The sequence below is a fragment of the Pandoraea commovens genome, from assembly GCF_902459615.1.
In the GTDB taxonomy this organism is placed as follows: Bacteria; Pseudomonadota; Gammaproteobacteria; order Burkholderiales; family Burkholderiaceae; genus Pandoraea; species Pandoraea commovens.
In genome coordinates this window covers 812,463-825,282 of the sequence record NZ_CABPSA010000002.1, presented here as the reverse complement: position 1 = coordinate 825,282, position 12,820 = coordinate 812,463, and the positions used below count along the sequence as shown (strand labels likewise).

At 63.9% G+C, this 12,820-nt stretch carries 11 protein-coding genes; 7 read left to right on the top strand and 4 right to left on the bottom strand.

Annotated features, from left to right (window positions below; genetic code table 11):
* Nucleotides 1-30: 30 nt before the first annotated feature.
* The 3 genes from PCO31010_RS09925 to PCO31010_RS09915 all read right to left on the bottom strand — a co-directional run bounded on the left by PCO31010_RS09925 (nucleotide 31) and on the right by PCO31010_RS09915 (nucleotide 3,429).
* Nucleotides 31-852, bottom strand: coding sequence for an enoyl-CoA hydratase/isomerase family protein (locus PCO31010_RS09925; protein WP_150664083.1), 822 nt, complete (start codon nucleotides 850-852; stop codon nucleotides 31-33).
* A 146-nt stretch (nucleotides 853-998) separates the two neighbouring features.
* Nucleotides 999-2,150, bottom strand: a complete 1,152-nt coding sequence (locus PCO31010_RS09920; protein ID WP_150664082.1) for an ABC transporter substrate-binding protein — start codon at nucleotides 2,148-2,150, stop codon at nucleotides 999-1,001.
* A 292-nt stretch (nucleotides 2,151-2,442) separates the two neighbouring features.
* Complete coding sequence (locus tag PCO31010_RS09915) at nucleotides 2,443-3,429, bottom strand: fumarylacetoacetate hydrolase family protein (protein WP_150664081.1); 987 nt, start codon at nucleotides 3,427-3,429, stop codon at nucleotides 2,443-2,445.
* 187 nt (nucleotides 3,430-3,616) lie between these two features.
* On the opposite strand from PCO31010_RS09915, the gene PCO31010_RS09910 reads away from it, so the two are divergent.
* The 4 genes from PCO31010_RS09910 (at nucleotide 3,617) to PCO31010_RS09895 (ending at nucleotide 7,226) form a co-directional block, all read left to right on the top strand.
* Nucleotides 3,617-4,483 (top strand): IclR family transcriptional regulator, encoded by an 867-nt coding sequence (locus PCO31010_RS09910; RefSeq protein ID WP_150664080.1) that lies wholly within the window; start codon nucleotides 3,617-3,619, stop codon nucleotides 4,481-4,483.
* A 177-nt stretch (nucleotides 4,484-4,660) separates the two neighbouring features.
* Nucleotides 4,661-5,746: a DUF3108 domain-containing protein gene (locus PCO31010_RS09905; RefSeq protein ID WP_174984550.1), complete on the top strand. Its 1,086-nt coding sequence runs from the start codon at nucleotides 4,661-4,663 to the stop codon at nucleotides 5,744-5,746.
* Nucleotides 5,747-5,977: 231 nt separating this feature from the next.
* Nucleotides 5,978-6,772 (top strand): 3-oxoadipate enol-lactonase, encoded by a 795-nt coding sequence (gene pcaD / locus PCO31010_RS09900; protein ID WP_150664078.1) that lies wholly within the window; start codon nucleotides 5,978-5,980, stop codon nucleotides 6,770-6,772.
* A 196-nt stretch (nucleotides 6,773-6,968) separates the two neighbouring features.
* On the top strand, nucleotides 6,969-7,226 hold the full coding sequence (locus tag PCO31010_RS09895; RefSeq protein ID WP_039395232.1) for a BTH_I0359 family protein: 258 nt from the start codon (nucleotides 6,969-6,971) through the stop codon (nucleotides 7,224-7,226).
* Nucleotides 7,227-7,369: 143 nt separating this feature from the next.
* Here the strand turns inward: PCO31010_RS09895 and PCO31010_RS09890 are convergent, their stop codons facing one another.
* A complete protein-coding gene (locus PCO31010_RS09890; RefSeq protein ID WP_150575302.1) occupies nucleotides 7,370-7,762 on the bottom strand; it encodes a rhodanese-like domain-containing protein in 393 nt (130 codons plus the stop codon).
* A gap of 144 nt (nucleotides 7,763-7,906) precedes the next feature.
* Here PCO31010_RS09890 and PCO31010_RS09885 point away from each other — a divergent pair, with 144 nt between their 5' ends.
* The 3 genes from PCO31010_RS09885 (at nucleotide 7,907) to PCO31010_RS09875 (ending at nucleotide 12,727) form a co-directional block, all read left to right on the top strand.
* The gene (locus PCO31010_RS09885; protein ID WP_150664077.1) at nucleotides 7,907-9,007 is read left to right on the top strand and encodes a homocysteine S-methyltransferase family protein; all 1,101 of its coding nucleotides are present in this window, start codon (nucleotides 7,907-7,909) and stop codon (nucleotides 9,005-9,007) included.
* 54 nt (nucleotides 9,008-9,061) lie between these two features.
* Nucleotides 9,062-11,767, top strand: a complete 2,706-nt coding sequence (gene metH / locus PCO31010_RS09880; protein ID WP_150575808.1) for a methionine synthase — start codon at nucleotides 9,062-9,064, stop codon at nucleotides 11,765-11,767.
* Nucleotides 11,768-12,016: 249 nt separating this feature from the next.
* Nucleotides 12,017-12,727: an MgtC/SapB family protein gene (locus PCO31010_RS09875; protein WP_150664221.1), complete on the top strand. Its 711-nt coding sequence runs from the start codon at nucleotides 12,017-12,019 to the stop codon at nucleotides 12,725-12,727.
* Nucleotides 12,728-12,820 lie beyond the last annotated feature (93 nt).

Sequence of the window (12,820 nt, the reverse complement as noted above, 5' to 3'; positions counted from 1 at the left end):
ATCATACGCCGAGCTTGCGCCAGCGGTGTGTCAAAACGGGGCGTCGCCACCGAAGTCCGGTGCGCGGCGATCCCGCAGCGACGCCAGACCCTCGCGCACGTCCGGTCCGGAGAAACCCATGAATTCGAGCGCCAGCGACGCGTCGAACGCCGGTCCGGCGCTGCGTAGCCAGTTGTTCAGTGCGTATTTCGTCCAGCGAATCGCCGTGCTGGAACCGCGCGCGAGCTTGTCGGCCACTTCGAACGCCTTCGGCAGCAGGTCCGCCTCGTCCACGGCGAGCGACACGAGTCCAATGCGCTCGGCCTCCTCGCCCGTCACCGGCTCGCACAGCAGCAGGTAGTACTTCGCTTTCGCCATGCCGCACAAAAGCGGCCAGACGATGGCGGCATGGTCGCCCGCTGCCACCCCCAGACGCGTGTGTCCGTCAATGATGCGCGCCGTCTTCGCGGCAATCGAGATATCGGCGAGCAAGCCCGCCACCAGCCCCGCGCCGACCGCCGGGCCGTGCATCGCGGAGACGATGGGCTTGCTGCAATTGATCACGTTGTAGACGAGATCGCGCGCCTCGCGCCATACTCGCGCTCGCACGGCGAAGTCGTCGGCCATGTCTTCGACGAGCGACAGATCGCCGCCGCCGGAAAAGCCCTTGCCCTCACCGCGAATGACGACGGCGCGCGTCTCGGCGTCGCGGTCGATATCGCGCCACACGTCGGCCAGTTCCTGATGCATGCGATGGTCGGCCGTCGACAGACCGCTCTTGTTCGCCCCGGCGCCCATGATGAGTTCGAGCACGCCGTTCGGATGCCGCTTGAATTGCAGCGACTGGTAGTGTTGATACGGGTCTTGCGACATGGCTTACCGCTCCAAAAAAATATCCCCGCACAGGCGGGGATGGGAAACAGCGGCACCGGACATGCCAGCGCCACCGACGGTCAACAGGTCAAATGCGAGGATGATGCAGGACGGACATGACGTCCCGCATTCGGAAGTCGCAGTGATTACGGGGCGATCACCCACTTGCCGTTTTCGATCTTGACCATCACGCGGGCGCGCTGGTCGAGGCCGAGGTGATCGGTCGGGCTCATGTTGGTGATGCCGTTCGAGACGTGCACGTCCTTGGTCGTTTCCAGCGCGTCGCGCAGCGCCTTGCGGAATTCCGGCGTGCCCGGCTTGGCCGTCTTCAGCGCAATCGGAATCGCGCGCTCAAGCAGGATACCCGCGTCCCAGGCGTACGAACCGAAGGCCGCCACCTTGCCCGCGCCGTACTTGGCGTCGAACTTCTTGATGTAGTCGAGCGCGACCGCCTTGGCCGGATGATCGTTCGGCAGTTGCGATGCCACGAGCACCGGGCTGGCCGGCAGGTACGTGTTGTTGCAGTCCTTGCCGCACACGCGCAGGAAGTCGTTATTGCCCACGCCGTGGTTGTGATACACGAGGCCCTTGTAGCCGCGCTCGGCGAGTGCCTTAGGCGGCATCGCTGCCGGGGTACCGGCGGCGCCCACGACGACGGCATCCGGGTTGGCCGCCGTGATCTTCAGGATCTGGCCGGTGACGCTCGCATCCGTGCGTGCGAAGCGCTCGCTCGCGACCATCTTGATCTTGTGCAGACCGGCGAACTTGGCGACTTCTTCATAGAAGGCTTCGCCCAGCGCATCGCCCTGTCCGATGAAGGCCATCGTCTTCACGCCGTGACGGCTCGCATGCTCGGCAATCGCAGAGGCCATCTGCGCGTCGGTCTGCGGGGTCTTGAACATCCAGTAACGCTTGGCGTCGACCGGCTCGATGATGCGGGCGGACGAGGCGAGCGAGATCGTCGGCGTGGTGCCGGCAGCGATCACATCGAGCATCGCCAGCGTGTTCGGCGTGATCGACGAGCCGATGATGGCGTCGACGTGGTTTTCGGAGATGAGCTTCTTGGTGTTCTGAACGGCGGTCGTGGTGTCCGACGCGTCGTCCAGCACGATCCAATCGACCTTCTGTCCGCCGATTTCCCTCGGCAGCATGGCGACAGTGTCGCGCGCGGGCAGGCCGAGGGAGGCCGCCGGGCCGGTGAGCGAGATGTTCACACCAATCTTGACCTGAGCGGCAGCGCCGCCGGCCAACGCCAGCAACATCGCACCCAGCAGGGCAGTGCGCACGGGGTTTCGCATGGAATTCTCCTGGTCTGGCCTGCGCTGGATTTTTGTAACGCGGGCATCCCGGGACGGACACCTCGCGCCGCGCCGGCGAAAGTAACGGCCGGTGCGCAAACCTGCCAAGCATGCGCACCGACTCAAGGAGACAAAGAATAGCGGAGGCAGAATTCCCCGCCATATCCGGGTTCACCCTATGGACGTATCGTCCGATACCCCGTGAAGTCACGCCGGATATGGCTTGGAGCCATCTTTACTTTTCCCGTCCGCGCGGTTGGTGTACTCGTTGGCCGTACCGTTCGGACTACGATTACTCGTCCAGCGGTGCGACCGCCTGATCGATCGCCCCGAAGATCGTCTTGCCCTGCGTGTCGAACATCTCGATGCGCACACGGTCGCCGTAACGCATGAACTCGGTCACGGGCGCACCCTTCTCGATGGTCTCCAGCATGCGCTTCTCGGCAATGCACGCGCTGCCACGGCTGCGATCCTTGTTCGATATCGTGCCCGAACCGACGATGGTCCCGGCGCGCGCGTTACGCGTCTTGCACACGTGCGCAACCAGCTGACCGAAGTCGAACACCATGTCTTCGCCGCACTCCGGTGCGCCGAACTTCTTGTCGTTCCACTTCACCGTCAGCGGACGATGCACACGACCGTCGCGCCAGGCATCGCCTAGTTCGTCGGGTGTGATGGCGACCGGCGAGAATGCGCTGGCCGGTTTGCTCTGGAAGAACCCGAAGCCCTTGGCGAGTTCGGCCGGGATCAGGTTGCGCAGGCTCACGTCGTTGACCAGCATGAGCAGACGCACGCCTTCGAGCGCGCGCGCCGGGCTCGCGCCCATCGGCACGTCCGACGTCACCACGGCGATCTCGGCTTCGAAGTCGATGCCGAAGTCTTCCGAGGCGCAGACGATGTCGTCCGTCGGCCCGATGAAGTCGTCGCTGCCGCCCTGATACATCAGCGGGTCGGTCCAGAATTCGGGAGGCATTTCCGCGCCGCGTGCCTTTCGCACCAGCTCGACGTGATTCACATAGGCCGAGCCGTCGGCCCACTGATACGCGCGCGGCAACGGCGCCATGCAATCCGCCGGATCGAACGCGAAGGTGTTGCGCGCGCGGCCGTGGTTGAGTTCGGTATAGAGCGAGTGCAGTTGCGGCGCGTAGAACGTCCAGTCGTCGAGTACGCGTTGCAGCGTGGGGGCGATGGCGTCGGCGATGCAGGCGGTCGACAGGTCGCGCGAGACGACGATCAGTTGACCGTCGCGCGTGCCGTCCTTACGGGTAGCGAGTTTCATGTGATGGCGTCTGCAGGCAATTACGGGAGTTTTAGCGGATTCGGATAAAGCGGATTCCAATTTGAGGCCCGGCGATTTTGGCCCGATAGAATGGCGCTTGACGCCGACGATTCTACCTGAGCGCATCGACCGGGCACGGGTCGAGCAGCGCCCCGGCGAGCGGCCATGACAACTATTCAAGAGACACATGACAGCGCCTGAACAACACAACGAGAGCGAGATCGAGCGTGAGAAGGACGGCAGCGCAGCCCCCGACGAGGAGAAGACCCGCTCGGGCATTCAGTCCATCGAAGTGGGCTTCCGTCTGATCGAAGTCCTCACCGAAGCGTCGAACGCCATGATGCTGCGCGACCTCGCGCACGCGGCAGGCATGAACCCTGCCAAAGCGCACCGCTATCTGGTGAGCTTTCAACGGCTCGGACTCATCGTTCAGGACCCGGTTAGCGGACGTTACGACCTCGGCCCCTTCACGCTGCGCATGGGACTCGCGCACCTCGCGCGCATCGACGCCTTCAAGGCCGCGCGCTTCGCCATGTCGGAACTGCGCGACGCCATCGATCAGACCGTGGGACTGGCCGTCTGGGGCAATCAGGGGCCGACCGTGGTGCACTGGCTCGAATCGACGTTCCCGATGCGTGTGCCGCTGCGTCTGGGCGACGTGATGCCCATGCTCGAATCGGCTGCCGGTCGGCTCTTCGCCGCCTATCTCCCCGAGCGTCAGACCGCGCCGCTCATCGACGCCGCACTCGCTGATTTGCAACATGCGTCGCGTCATCATCTGCCCGCGACGCGCGCGGAATACGAAGCGGTACTCGACGACGTGCGCGCGCATCGGGCGGCGCGCGTCGAAGGCACGGTGCTGCCATCCGTCAATGCGTTCTGCATGCCGGTGTTCGACGCGACGGGACAACTCGTGATGGGTCTCATGGCGCTCGGCCCCGAGAGTCGCTTCGACGCGCGCTGGGGCGGCCCCATCGACACGGCCTTGCGCACGCTCGCGCAGAATCTGTCCGCCGACCTCGGACACGCGCAGGCGCCCGGGGGAAAGCGCTGAGAGTTGAGGGATGAACGGCAGACAGCAGGGACTGTCGAACTCAGTTCATCGCAATATGAGATCCTGAGCTTCTGACGTCCCGATCGATTCCATCTCGTGTCTTTGCCGCCCACTGGTACGCCGCCTCAAGCGACACCCGACATGCCTGCGGTCACCGATTCCTCGGCGACCCCGGGCATGACTGACGTCGCCGGGCAGACGCTTGCGCGGCCGTCGGGCGCTAAGCGACCGGGCAGACGTTGGGGTCTGTGGGCCGCCGTGCTCACGGCGGTGTTCGTCGCACACGTGCTCATCGCGTTTTGGGTCGCCGTCCATCGCACGATGCTCGACGACACGCCGATCCCCAGCATTCCGATCACGCTGATTCCGCTCAAGCCGGTCGCGCCACCTGAACCGCCAGCACCGCCGCCACCCAAACCCAAGCCGGTCGCCAAGCCACGTCCGCATGCCCCTGCGCCGCCCGACACGCTCGCCGCACCGGTTGCGACGGATACGCCCGGGCCGATGGCGGCGTCGGAGACCGTGGCGGGCGAAGGCGATACGCCCGGCGCAAAGGCTTCGGACGCCGCAGCCGCACCCAGCGTGCCGCTCACGGCCGCCGCCGCGAATGGCGACAAGTTCGATCCGCCGCCCTCCGTCACGCTGACCTACGACGCGCTCATGAACGGCGTGCGCAACCAGACGGGTCAGCTCCACTGGATCAACGAGAACGGGCATTACGCGCTACGGGTGGCCGTGCCGATCATCTTCTTCGGCACGTTCGAGTTCATCAGCGAAGGCGGCTACGACGCGAACGGCATCGCGCCGTCCCGTTATGTGGAAAAACGCGGGCGGCGCGCGGAATACATCACCGATTTCCATCGTGACGCCACGCCCACACTCCACTTCTCCCGCTCGGGGCAGTCGGTGCCGCTTGCACCCGGCGCCCAGGACCGGTTCAGCGTGATGATGCAGTTGGCGAGCTACGCGCGGGGCAATCCCGAACGCTATACCCAGGTCGGGGTGACGCACGAGTTCACCGTGGTCGACACCGACAGTAGCGAGGTGTGGCCGGTGCAGTACGTCGGCAGCGAGACGATGGCCACACCCAACGGCTACGTCGAGACGCGCCATTTCACGCGTCTGCCGCGCAAGGCGGGCGACGAGCGGCGCGTGGATATCTGGCTCGCGCCATCGCTCGATTGGCTGCCGGTGCGCGTAAAGCAGACGGAACCGTCCGGCAACGAGTTCGAGCTGATCTTCACGGAGAAATCGGCCCCGTAATGAAGGACTAAACCCCTCGTGACACAGGGTTTTCCGTCCCGAAAATCGACGCAAAATTCCTTAGAATTTTGAGTGATGCAGGCGGCATGCGGGTGGGCAGCGAAGTGTTGCCCAACTACGACGAAACGGTCTGCAAAATCCCGATGTTCCTGACATAATCAGAGTCATCCCAGTGCATCGACGCCCATCGACATCACCTCGCAACGCATCGACGAACCCAGGGGGCCGCCCATGAAAGTCAGTGCCAACGGAGCATCGATTCATTACGCGGTGGACGGCCACGGTCCGTGGCTCACGCTGGCGCACCCTTTGGGTGCAGATCTCACCGTCTGGGACGACCTCGTCCCCGAACTGACGGCCCACTTCCGAGTACTCCGATACGACAGCCGTGGCCACGGCCGCAGCGATATTACGCACGGCCCGTACTCCATTGAACAACTGGCCGCCGATGCAACCGCCCTGCTCAATTCGCTGGAGATCCCCTCGACGCATTTCGTCGGCATCTCTATGGGCGGCGCGGTGGCGCAGCAAGTGGCGCTGGACGCGCCCGAGCGCATCGCCAGCCTGACGCTGATCGATACCACGGCCGGTTACGACGAGGCAGATGCCAAGGTATTTCTGGAGCGCGCGGCGACGGCTCGCGCGCACGGCATGAAGGATCTTGCGGCCGGTACGCTGGAACGCTGGCTGGGCGCGCACTTTCGCAAGCATCACCCCGCGCAGGCCGAGCGCATCCGCGCCCTCGTCGCGCAAGCCTCCCCGGAGGGCTTCGCGGCGTCCTGTGAGGCGCTCGCGGCGTTCGACGTGCGCGCACGCCTGTCCGAGATCGACGTGCCGACACTGGTGCTGGTCGGGGAAAACGACCCGTCGACGCCGCCCGCCGTGGCGCGCCGGATCGCCAGCGGCATTCCAGGCGCGCAGCTGGAGATCGTGCCGGACGCCGCCCATCTGTCGATCGTCGAGCAGAAACAGTTCGTAACGAATGCCCTTGCAACGTTTTTGCTCGGGGCCGCATCTAACGTCTGAACCCTGCAAAAAGAACGACTTGCAGGGGGTACTTGCAGGACTTGTAGCGTGACCTTTACAAAAGGAGGGCCAAAACCATTGAATTCGTCAGCCGGTGTGCCGATAAGCGAATCATGGGGCGTTGCCTCTTGAAATCGCGCCGCGTCGCCCCTATGTGGGTTACTCAGGACCATGCAGGAACACCAGGAGAGTTGCCATGCTCATGATTTACAACAGCCCGAACTACTGTGTCGTTGAGTTTGCCGCGGATAACGGCAATCACTCGCTGTCCGCCGGCGGCTATGAAATCGTGGACAAATCCGCCGGCCGCGAGATTTTCCTCGACGGCTCGCTTGCCCGGCAATTCCGTGAAGAAGTGCAGAAGTTGATCGCCAGCGAACCGTCGGAGGACGAAGTCGACGAATTCCTCGGGCAGTTCGACACCTTCATGACGAACCCGGTTGTGCTCCACTGATACCGACTCCATTCGGTAGTACCCACGAAAAACCCTCGCCAAGGCGAGGGTTTTTTCATGGTGCGGGAACCTGACGCGATGTCAGGGTTTGGCGGTCCGGCGGAAAGACGGGTGACGGCCACGACCTCATCGCGACGTCCCGCTCAGCACTGCTGCCACGGCAGACCGTCGAACCGCCAGCCGTTCACGGCGTTTCGGTGATGCGAGGCGTCCAGATCGCCCTCGAAGCCGTGCAACACCCCGTAGACGTTCAGGAAACCGGCCGCCTCCAGCGCCTCGCCGGCCGCCGTGCTGCGATTGCCGCTACGGCAGATCAGCAGCACGGGGCGCTCACCGCCTGCGCCCGCCAGCTTGCGCACGCTCTGCACGAAGTGCGGATTGACTTCCCAGTCCGGGCCGTCGTTCCAGGCCACGTGGATCGCCCCCACCGGGTGCCCCACGAACAGATGCTCGATTTCACTGCGGCAATCGACGAACAGCGCGTTGGCGTTGGCTTGCAGGAACTTGTGTGCGGCGCTCGGGAGCAAGAATTCCATGTCGTTGTGCAAACACTGGCAAGAAGTTGGCGGAAAAATAGCGAATCGTCCGACGGCCCCGCCCATCCGGCGGCAGCGCGAGGCGATACGCACGAAAACCATTACAATTATAGGTTTTCCGGCCACTCCAGGGCGACGTCCGTCATGACCACCGCAACCCCACCCGCCTCGATCGCACGATCGGCACTGCAATACACGCGCGGTCAGGCGCTGCCCGCACTGCTTGAGAAGCGCATCCTGATCCTGGACGGCGCGATGGGGACGATGATTCAGCAGTACAAGCTGAACGAAGCGCAGTACCGTGGCGAGCGTTTTGCCGACTTCGCCCACGACGTGAAGGGCAACAACGAGTTGCTCTCGCTCACGCGCCCGGACGTCATCAGCGAAATCCACGGCAAGTATCTGGCCGCCGGTGCCGACATCCTCGAGACGAACACCTTCGGGGCAACGACGATCGCGCAGGGCGACTACCACATGGAAGGCCTGGCCGACGAGATGAACCGCGAGTCGGCGCGTCTCGCGCGTGAAGCCTGCGCGGCGTACAGCACACCGGACAAGCCGCGCTTCGCCGCCGGCGCCATCGGCCCGACGCCCAAGACCGCGAGCATCAGCCCGGACGTGAACGACCCCGGCGCGCGCAACGTCGACTTCGATCAGCTGCGCGACGCGTACTACGCACAGGCGAAGTCGCTGATGGAAGGCGGCGTGGATCTGTTCCTCGTCGAAACCATCTTCGACACGCTCAATGCCAAGGCCGCGCTCTTCGCCATCGACGAACTGTTCGAGGACACCGGCGAGATTCTGCCGATCATGATCTCCGGCACCGTGACGGACGCCTCCGGGCGCATTCTGTCCGGCCAGACGGTCGAGGCGTTCTGGAATTCGTTGCGTCACGCGCGCCCGCTCACGTTCGGCCTGAACTGTGCGCTCGGCGCGACGCTCATGCGTCCGTACATCGCCGAGCTGGCCAAGCTGTGCAACACGTACGTGTCGGTCTACCCGAACGCCGGTCTGCCCAACCCGATGAGCGACACGGGCTTCGACGAGACGCCCGATGTGACGTCCGGCCTGCTGCGGGAGTTCGCGCAGGCGGGTCTGGTGAATCTGGCAGGCGGCTGCTGCGGCACGACGCCGGAGCACATCGCCGAGATCGCGAAGGCGCTGTCGGACGTCAAGCCGCGCCGCTGGCCCTCGCAGTATCGCAACGACGCAAGCAGCGCCATCGACGCCGACGCGAACATCTAATACAGAACGGATTGCCCCATGAGCCAAACGTCTCTCAATGCGCCGGTCCCGCCGATGCGCCTGTCCGGCCTTGAGCCTTTCAACATCGGCGAGGGCACGCTTTTCGTGAACGTCGGTGAGCGCACCAACGTCACCGGTTCGAAAGCGTTCGCGCGCATGATCCTGAACGGCCAGTTCGACGAAGCGCTCGCGGTCGCCCGTCAGCAGGTCGAAAACGGCGCGCAGGTCATCGATATCAACATGGACGAGGCCATGCTCGACTCCAAGGCCGCGATGGTTCGCTTCATGAACCTGATCGCGTCCGAGCCGGATATCGCACGCGTGCCGATCATGATCGACTCTTCGAAGTGGGAAGTGATCGAAGCGGGTCTGAAGTGCGTGCAGGGCAAGGCCATCGTCAACTCGATCTCGCTCAAGGAAGGCCACGAAGCGTTCGTGCACCACGCGAAGCGCATTCGCCGATATGGCGCAGCCGCCGTCGTGATGGCGTTCGACGAACAAGGTCAGGCCGACACTTACGCTCGCAAAACGGAAATCTGTCAGCGCAGCTATCGCGTGCTGGTCGACGAAGTGGGCTTCCCGCCCGAAGACATCATCTTCGACCCGAACATCTTCGCGGTGGCCACCGGCATCGAGGAACACAACAACTACGCGGTCGACTTCATCAACGCCACGCGCTGGATCAAGGAGCACCTGCCCGGCGCGAAGATCAGCGGCGGCGTGTCGAACGTCTCGTTCTCGTTCCGTGGCAACGACCTCGTGCGTGAGGCCATCCACACCGTGTTCCTGTACCACGCGATTCAGGCGGGCATGGACATGGGCATCGTCAACGCCGGTCAGCTCGGCGTGTACGAGAACCTCGACCCCGAACTACGCGAGCGCGTGGAAGACGTGGTGCTCAACCGTCGCGACGACAGCACCGAGCGGCTGCTGGAAATCGCCGACCGCTTCAAGGGCGGCGCGGCCAAGCGCGAAGAGAATCTGGAATGGCGCAATCAGCCGGTCGAGGCACGCCTCGCCCACGCGCTGGTGCACGGCATTACGACATTCATCGTCGAAGACACCGAGGAAGTACGTCAGAAGATCGCCGACGCGGGCGGCCGTCCGATTCAGGTGATCGAAGGCCCGCTCATGGACGGCATGAACGTCGTGGGCGATCTGTTCGGCGCGGGCAAGATGTTCCTGCCGCAGGTGGTGAAGAGCGCCCGCGTGATGAAGCAGGCCGTGGCGCATCTGGTGCCGTTCATCGAAGAAGAGAAGGCGCGCATGGCCGCCGCCGGCGAAGACGTCCGCTCCAAGGGCAAGATCGTGATCGCCACGGTCAAGGGCGACGTGCACGATATCGGCAAGAACATCGTCACCGTGGTGCTTCAGTGCAATAACTTCGAAGTCGTCAACATGGGTGTGATGGTGCCGTGCGCCGAAATCCTCGCCAAGGCGAAGGAAGAAGGAGCGGACATCATCGGTCTGTCGGGCCTGATCACGCCGAGTCTCGAAGAGATGGCTTACGTCGCCGCAGAAATGCAGCGCGACGATTACTTCCGCCTGCGCAACATTCCGCTGCTCATCGGCGGTGCCACGACCTCGCGCGTGCACACGGCCGTGAAGATCGCACCGAACTACGAAGGCCCGGTGATCTACGTGCCGGACGCGTCGCGCTCCGTCTCCGTGGCGTCGAACCTGCTCTCCGACGAAGCCGCCGAGCGCTATCTCGCAGACGTGAAGACGGATTACGAACGCGTGCGTCAGCAGCATGCGAACCGCAAGGCCACGCCGATGGTGTCGCTCGCGACCGCGCGCGAGAACAAGTACAAGATCGACTGGTCGAGCTACGTGCCGCCCAAGCCGAAGTTCATCGGTCGGCGCGTATTCAAGAATTACGATCTGGCCGAGCTGGCCGAATTCATCGACTGGGGTCCGTTCTTCCAGACGTGGGACCTCGCCGGTCCGTACCCTGCGATTCTCAAGGACGAGATTGTCGGCGAGTCGGCAACACGCGTGTTCGCCGACGGTAAAGAGATGCTCGATCGCCTGATCAAGGGCCGCTGGCTGACGGCCAACGGTGTGATCGCGATGCTGCCCGCGAACGTCGTGAACGACGACGACATCGAGATCTACACGGACGAGTCGCGCTCGGAAGTGGCATTCACGTGGCACAACCTGCGCCAGCAAACCGAGCGCCCGGTGGTGGACGGCGTGCGTCGTCCGAACCGCTCGCTGGCCGACTTCGTCGCCCCCAAGGACAGCGGTGTGGCTGACTACATCGGTGTGTTTGCCGTGACGGCAGGGCTGGGTGTCGATGCTAAAGAAGCGGGCTTCCTTGCCACGCACGACGACTACAGCGCGATCATGCTCAAGGCGCTGGCCGACCGGCTGGCCGAAGCGTTCGCCGAATGCATGCACGCACGCGTGCGCCGCGACTTCTGGGGCTACGTGAGCGACGAACAGCTCGACAACGATGCGCTCATCAAGGAACAGTACGTCGGCATCCGCCCCGCACCGGGCTACCCGGCCTGCCCCGAGCACTCGGTCAAGGGGCCGATGTTCCACTATCTGCAAGCGCATGAAATCGGCATGAGCGTGACGGAATCCCTCGCCATGCTGCCTGCGGCGAGCGTGTCGGGCTTCTACCTCTCGCATCCGGACAGCACTTACTTCAGCGTCGGCAAGATCAGCCCCGATCAGGTCGAAGACTTCATGGAACGCACCGGCGTGGACGAAGCGACGGCACGACGTCTGCTGGCACCGCAACTGTCGTAACAACACTGTCATCAAGACCGGCCATCGTCGAACGTGACGTCCGATGGCCGGTCCCGCGCACCGCCGCCCCATCTGCCCCACCTTCCCGGTGTGGCCCATGTTTCGCCATGTGATACCTGAACGCCATTCCGGCGGGATGACTTCCGTCCGTCAGAACCCAATGCCATAATGCGGCGGCGCAACATGCCCGCCTGGCCCGTTGCACCCGCCCATGTCAGCCGCCTCAAGTCGAGACGTTCCATGCAAGCACTGCACAGCATCCAGAATTTCCATCTCCTCCCGCTGCTCAACACGCTTATCTCGCTCGCCGTCGCGTTTATCCTCGGCACGATCATCGGCGTGGAACGGCAAGTGCGCCAGCGAACGGCGGGTTTGCGTACCAACGTGCTTGTGGCGGTCGGTGCGGCCGCCTTCGTCGATCTGTCGATGCGGCTCATGCCGGGCGATACGCGTGTGATTGCGTATGTGGTGTCGGGCGTCGGCTTCCTCGGCGCGGGCGCGATCATGAAAGACGGCGCGTCGGTACGCGGCCTGAACACCGCCGCCACGCTATGGGGCTCGGCCGCCGTAGGGGCCGCCGCCGGGGCAAGTCTGATCGTCGAAGCGGTCGTCGTGGCGTTCTTCGTGCTGGCCGCCAACACGCTGCTGCGCCCGGTCGTGAACCGTATCAACCGCGCGCCGATCAACGAGGCGACCTCGGAAGCCACCTATGCGTTGTCCGTCATCTGCGCCCGCACTACGCAGCGTGAAGTGCTCGACAAGGTGGAAGCGTGGCTCGAAGCGTCGAACTATCCGGTGCGCGCGCTCGACATCCATCCGTTCGGCGAAGCGGAAGTCGAAATCGAAGCACTGCTGTTGCCGACGGCCGTCAAGGCGGGCGAACTCGACGCCCTCACCGATCATCTCGAAACGCTGCCCGGCGTGAATCAGGTGTTCTGGTCAAGCCGTTCGGATGACTAATCAATAGGCGAATACGATGGGACGTCTCCCGCGCATATGCGTGGGAAATGGCCTAGGAAAAAGCCGAATTACATTCAATTACAAACCCTTACA

Bases quoted from the DNA above. Each gene is read 5' to 3' on its own strand.
- PCO31010_RS09915 (WP_150664081.1), bottom strand. From the start codon at position 3,429: ATGAAACTCGCTACCCGTAAGGACGGCACGCGCGACGGTCAACTGATC.
- PCO31010_RS09895 (WP_039395232.1), top strand. From the start codon at position 6,969: ATGCTCATGATTTACAACAGCCCGAACTACTGTGTCGTTGAGTTTGCC.
- PCO31010_RS09925 (WP_150664083.1), bottom strand. From the start codon at position 852: ATGTCGCAAGACCCGTATCAACACTACCAGTCGCTGCAATTCAAGCGG.
- PCO31010_RS09890 (WP_150575302.1), bottom strand. From the start codon at position 7,762: ATGGAATTCTTGCTCCCGAGCGCCGCACACAAGTTCCTGCAAGCCAAC.
- metH (WP_150575808.1), top strand. From the start codon at position 9,062: ATGCGCCTGTCCGGCCTTGAGCCTTTCAACATCGGCGAGGGCACGCTT.
- pcaD (WP_150664078.1), top strand. From the start codon at position 5,978: ATGAAAGTCAGTGCCAACGGAGCATCGATTCATTACGCGGTGGACGGC.
- PCO31010_RS09885 (WP_150664077.1), top strand. From the start codon at position 7,907: ATGACCACCGCAACCCCACCCGCCTCGATCGCACGATCGGCACTGCAA.
- PCO31010_RS09910 (WP_150664080.1), top strand. From the start codon at position 3,617: ATGACAGCGCCTGAACAACACAACGAGAGCGAGATCGAGCGTGAGAAG.
- PCO31010_RS09920 (WP_150664082.1), bottom strand. From the start codon at position 2,150: ATGCGAAACCCCGTGCGCACTGCCCTGCTGGGTGCGATGTTGCTGGCG.
- PCO31010_RS09905 (WP_174984550.1), top strand. From the start codon at position 4,661: ATGACTGACGTCGCCGGGCAGACGCTTGCGCGGCCGTCGGGCGCTAAG.